This is a genomic window from Micromonospora sp. MH33 (assembly GCF_003013775.1).
GTDB lineage: Bacteria > Actinomycetota > Actinomycetes > Mycobacteriales > Micromonosporaceae > Micromonospora > Micromonospora fulviviridis.
Genome location: NZ_MUYZ01000394.1, coordinates 1 through 5,076 on the forward strand (window position 1 = coordinate 1; position 5,076 = coordinate 5,076).

Consider the following 5,076-nt stretch of genomic DNA (forward strand, 5'->3'; position numbering starts at 1 on the left):
CGGCGGGGCCGGCGCCCGTGCGGCGTCGACGGCCGGTCGGGTGGGCCGGACCGGCGGAGGCAGTGACGGGGTGGGGAAGCGGGACGGCGAGGGACCCGCCGGCGGAGCCGCCGCGGCACCGGGCACGGACGGGTCCGACCCGGGCCTCGGGTACTCCAGGAAGGCGTCCTCATCGGACTCGTACCGATACACCATGTTGGCTACAGTAGGGGCCATTGTCCCTTTCGGGGGTAATATCGGGAAAATCTGGCGGAGTGGCGTTGCGTCCTGCCCCGCCCACCGTCGCCGGCGCCGTTCCCGGGCGGTGCGACAATGCCCGTCGTGACCGGCGACCACTACTTCACCGCGGAACCCACGACCGCCGCCCGGCCGCGCGAGGTCGAATTCTCCGCCGGCGGGCGCGACTACACCCTCGCCTCGGCCAGCGGGGTCTTCTCCGCCAACCGGCTCGACCCCGGCACCGCGGTGCTGCTGCGCAAGGCCGAGCTGCCGGCGCACGACGCCACCGGCCCGCTGCTCGACATCGGCTGCGGCTTCGGGCCGATCACCTGCGTACTGGCCGCCAGCGCACCGGCCGCCACGGTCTGGGCGGTCGACGTCAACGAGCGGGCGCGCGAACTCACCGCCGCCAACGCCGCCCGGGTCGGTGCCGCCGACCGGGTCCGGGTGGCCGCGCCGGGCGACGTACCCGCCGATCTCGCATTCGCCCAGATCTGGTCCAACCCGCCGATCCACATCGGCAAGGCGGAACTGCACGACCTGCTGCTGCGCTGGCTGCCCCGGCTCGCCCCGGACGGGGTGGCCTGGCTGGTCGTCGCGCGGCACCTCGGCGGCGACTCGCTGCACCGCTGGCTGGTCGAGCAGGGCTGGCAGGTCGAGCGGCACGCCAGCCAGAAGGGCTACCGGGTGCTCCGGGTCACCCCGTAATCGGGTGTCGCCCGCGCCCACCCCTCGGGCAGGATGCCCGCGTGGGATACGTGGACGTGGCAGGGGTCGGGCACATCCTCCCGGACGGCCGGGAACTCTTCGCCGAGGTGTCGTTCCGGGTCGGTGAGGGTGCCAAGGTGGCGCTCGTCGGCCCCAACGGCGCCGGCAAGACCACGCTGCTGCGCATGGTCGCCGGCGACCTGCCGGTGAAGACCGGCGCCGTGGCCCGCGCTGGCGGGCTCGGCGTGATGCGCCAGTTCATCGGCATGATCGGCGACGAGTCGACGCTCGCCGACCTGGCGCTGTCGCTCGCCCCGCCGGCGCTGCGCGACGCCGGCCACCGCCTCGCCGAGACCGAGGCGGCCATGCGGGCGGCCGAGGTCCGCGGCAAGTACAGCAGCGCCGCCGGCAAGGCCCAGCTCGCGTACGCGGACGCGCTGGCCGCCTGGGGCGAGGCCGGCGGGTACGACGCCGAGGTGCTCTTCGACACCGTCGCCACCATCGTCCTCGGCCTGCCCTGGGACGCCGCCCGGGAACGCCCGGTGCGGACCCTCTCCGGCGGCCAGCAGAAGCGGTTCGCGCTGGAACTGCTGCTCCGCGGCCCGGACGAGGTGCTCCTCCTCGACGAGCCGGACAACTTCCTCGACGTGCCCGGCAAGCGCTGGCTGGAGGCCCGGCTGCGCGAGTCCGGCAAGTCCGTGCTCTACGTCTCGCACGACCGGGAGCTGCTGGCCCAGACCGCCGACCGGGTGGTCGCCGTGGAGGGCGGCAGCGCCTGGGTGCACCCGGGCGGCTTCGCCAGCTGGCACGAGGCCCGGGTGGCCCGACACGCCCGCCTCGACGAGCTGCGCCGCCGCTGGGACGAGGAACACCAGAAGCTGCGCGAGCTGATGCTCATGTACAAGCAGAAGGCCGCGTACAACGACGGGCTTGCCTCCCGCTACCAGGCCGCGCAGACCCGGTTGCGCAAGTTCGAGGAGGCCGGGCCGCCGCCCGTACCCCCGAAGGAGCAGGACATCCGGATGCGGCTGACCGGCGGGCGGACCGGCAAGCGCGCGGTAATCGCCGAGCAGCTCGAACTGGACGGCCTGACGTACCCGTTCGACCTGGAACTCTGGTATGGCGACCGGGTGGCAGTGCTCGGCGCGAACGGCACGGGGAAGTCGCACTTCCTGCGCCTGCTCGCCCGCGGCGGCACCGACCCCGACCCGGCCAACACCCCCGTCGACGGCGCGGCGGCGCTCGCCCCCGTCGCGCACGACGGCCAGGTACGCCTCGGCGCCCGGGTCCGGCCCGGCCACTTCTCGCAAACCCACGACCGGCCCGAGCTGATGGCGAAGACGCTGGTGGAGATCCTGTGGCGGGGCGACGAGCACCGGGCCGGCATGGACCGGCACGCGGCCATGGCGGCGCTGTCCCGCTACGAGCTGGCCGGGCAGGGCGACCAGCGCTTCGGCACCCTCTCCGGCGGCCAGCAGGCGCGCTTTCTGGTGCTGCTGCTGGAGCTGTCCGGGGCCACCCTGCTGCTGCTCGACGAGCCGACCGACAACCTCGACCTGGCCTCCGCCGAGGCCCTCGAAGCGGGGCTGGCCGCGTTCGCCGGGACGGTCGTCGCGGTCACCCACGACCGCTGGTTCACCCGCTCCTTCGGCCGGTTCGTGCTGTTCCGCGGCGACGGCGAGGTGGTGGAGACCCCGGAGCCGGTCTGGGACGTGCGGTGAGCGCCCGGCCGGCGGCATAGGGTGGATCTCGTGACTGAGATGACCTACCGCCGGCTGGGCGACTCCGGGCTCGTGGTGTCCGTGGTCGGCATCGGCTGCAACAACTTCGGCCGCAAGCTCGACCTCGACGGCACCCGCGCGGTGGTGGACGCCGCGCTCGACGCCGGAATCAACTTCTTCGACACCGCCGACATCTACGGCGAGCCGCAGGGCGGCTCCGAGGAACTGCTCGGGCAGGCGCTCAAGGGCCGCCGGGACGACGTGGTGGTCGCCACCAAGTTCGGCATGGACATGCACGGCCTCAACGGGCCGGACCACGGCGCCCGGGGCGCCCGCCGCTACATCGCCCGGGCCGTCGAGGCGTCGCTGCGCCGGCTCGACACCGACCACATCGACCTGTACCAGATGCACGAGCCCGACCCGGGCACCCCGATCGACGAGACCCTCGCCGCGCTGGACGACCTGGTGACCGCCGGCAAGGTGCGCTACCTCGGCAACTCGAACTTCGCCGGCTGGCAGATCGCCGACGCCGACTGGACCGCCTCCTCCCAGGGCCGAGCGCGCTTCATTTCCGCGCAAAACCACTACAGCCTTCTGGAACGGTCCGTCGAGGCCGAGGTGATCCCGGCGTGCGAGCGGTTCGGCCTGGGCATGCTGCCGTTCTTCCCGCTGGCGAACGGCCTGCTCACCGGCAAGTACAAGCGGAACGAGGCCCCGCCCGCCGGCAGCCGGCTCTCCGGCGGCGGCCGGTACGCCCAGCGCCTCGCCGCGGCGGACTGGGACACCATCGAGGCGATCGAGGCGTACGCGGCCAAGCGCGGGGTCAGCATGCTCCAGGTGGCCATCGGCGGGCTCGCCGCCCGACCGGCGGTGACCTCGGTGATCGCCGGCGCCACCACGCCCGAGCAGGTACGCGCCAACGCCGAGGCGGGCACCTGGCAGCCCACCGACGAGGACCTCGACGCCCTGGACGCCCTCCTCTGACCTGCCCTCCGCTGCCCCGGCGCCCTCGTCTGGCCGCCGGGGCAGCGCGCTGTCCGCCCCCCGCCGCACTGCCCGGAAGGGCACAAAGGACAGCCCGCGGGCGAGGGCATCCGGACAGCATGGCGTGATCGGGAGATCACCCGCTGTCCCCGTCCTCCACGCGGGACGGTCGGTGGGAAATTACCCACCCACCCTTGGCGGATCCGCGCGCACGTCGTACGGTAGGCCCGCAAGTGACCCACGGGAGCCCGGTGCCACCGGGCTGAGAGGGGGGCTGGAAGCCCCCGACCGTCGAACCTGATCCGGGTAATGCCGGCGCAGGGAGGAGAGTTGCCGTGCCGTCCCTGGGACGACTGCATCTGATCACCGACACCCGGCCGGGGCGGGACCCGCTCGCCGTGCTGCGCGCCGCCCTGCCGGTGGCCCGCGCCGAGCTGGTCGTCCAGGTCCGGGTGGAGGACGACGCCACCGACCGGGAGGCGTACGAGCTGGCCCGCCGGGTGGTCGGGCTGTGCCGGCCGTACGGTGCGACCTGCCTGGTCAACGACCGGCTGCACGTGGCGCTGGCGGTGGAGGCCGCCGGCGGCCACGTCGGCGCGGAGGACCTCCCGGTGGCGGCCGCCCGCCGGGTGCTCGGCGCCGACGCCGTGCTCGGGGCGACCGCGCGGGAGCCGGGTGGTGCCGCCGCCGCGGTCGCCGCCGGGGCCAGCTACCTGGGCGTGGGCCCCTGTCACGCCACCACCACCAAGGCCGGCCTGCCCGACCCGATCGGCCCCGCGGGGGTACGTGCGGTGGCCGGCGCGGTGGACGTGCCGGTGATCGCCATCGGCGGGGGGACCGCCGCGTCGGTGCCGGCGCTGCGGGCCGCCGGGGCGTACGGGGTGGCGGTGGTGGGGACGCTGTCCGCCAGCCCCGATCCCGCCCGCACGACCGCCGAGCTGATCGAGGCCCTGACGTGCTGACCCGACCGGACGTCGCCATCGTGGGGGCGGGACCGGTCGGGCTGGCGATCGCGTGGCGGTGCGCGTCCCGTGGGCTGCGCGTGACCGTCCACGACCCGGCACCCGGCTCCGGGGCCTCGCACGTCGCCGCCGGGATGCTCGCCCCGGTCGCCGAGGCGTACTTCGGCGAACACGAGCTGACCGGGCTGCTCGCCGAGTCCGCCGCCCGCTGGCCCCGCTTCGCCGCCGACCTGGCCGAGGCGGCCGGCGCCGATGTCGGGTACCGCGCCGACGGCACCCTGGTGGTCGGGCTCACCGCCGACGACCTGGCCGAGGCGCGGCGGCTCTGGTCGTACCAGCAGGGGTTGGGACTGCCGATCACGCCGCTGCGCCCCTCCGAGCTGCGCGACCGCGAGCCGGCGCTGGCCCCGCGGGTGCGCGGCGGCGCGGTCGCCCCCGGCGACCACCAGGTCGACCCGCGCCGGCTGGTGGCCGCGCTGCGG

5 protein-coding genes and 1 riboswitch are annotated in these 5,076 nt (G+C 75.0%); all 5 genes read left to right on the forward strand.

What is annotated here, in order from left to right:
* Positions 1-321: 321 nt before the first annotated feature.
* On the forward strand, positions 322-927 hold the full coding sequence (locus B0E53_RS33000) for a methyltransferase (protein ID WP_107079535.1): 606 nt from the start codon (positions 322-324) through the stop codon (positions 925-927).
* 41 nt (positions 928-968) lie between these two features.
* Complete coding sequence (locus B0E53_RS33005) at positions 969-2,648, forward strand: ATP-binding cassette domain-containing protein (RefSeq protein WP_107079532.1); 1,680 nt, start codon at positions 969-971, stop codon at positions 2,646-2,648.
* 21 nt (positions 2,649-2,669) lie between these two features.
* Positions 2,670-3,632 carry an aldo/keto reductase gene (locus B0E53_RS33010; protein ID WP_210406308.1) on the forward strand — a complete coding sequence of 321 codons (963 nt, stop codon included), beginning with the start codon at positions 2,670-2,672 and terminating at the stop codon, positions 3,630-3,632.
* A gap of 231 nt (positions 3,633-3,863) precedes the next feature.
* A riboswitch (TPP riboswitch) is annotated at positions 3,864-3,973 on the forward strand.
* Positions 3,968-4,594 (forward strand): thiamine phosphate synthase, encoded by a 627-nt coding sequence (locus B0E53_RS33015; RefSeq protein WP_107079534.1) that lies wholly within the window; start codon positions 3,968-3,970, stop codon positions 4,592-4,594. Its footprint overlaps the riboswitch before it by 6 nt.
* The coding region (locus B0E53_RS33020; protein WP_146167872.1) for an FAD-dependent oxidoreductase at positions 4,588-5,076 on the forward strand (489 nt) is incomplete at its 3' end. The genes B0E53_RS33015 and B0E53_RS33020, both read left to right, overlap by 7 nt.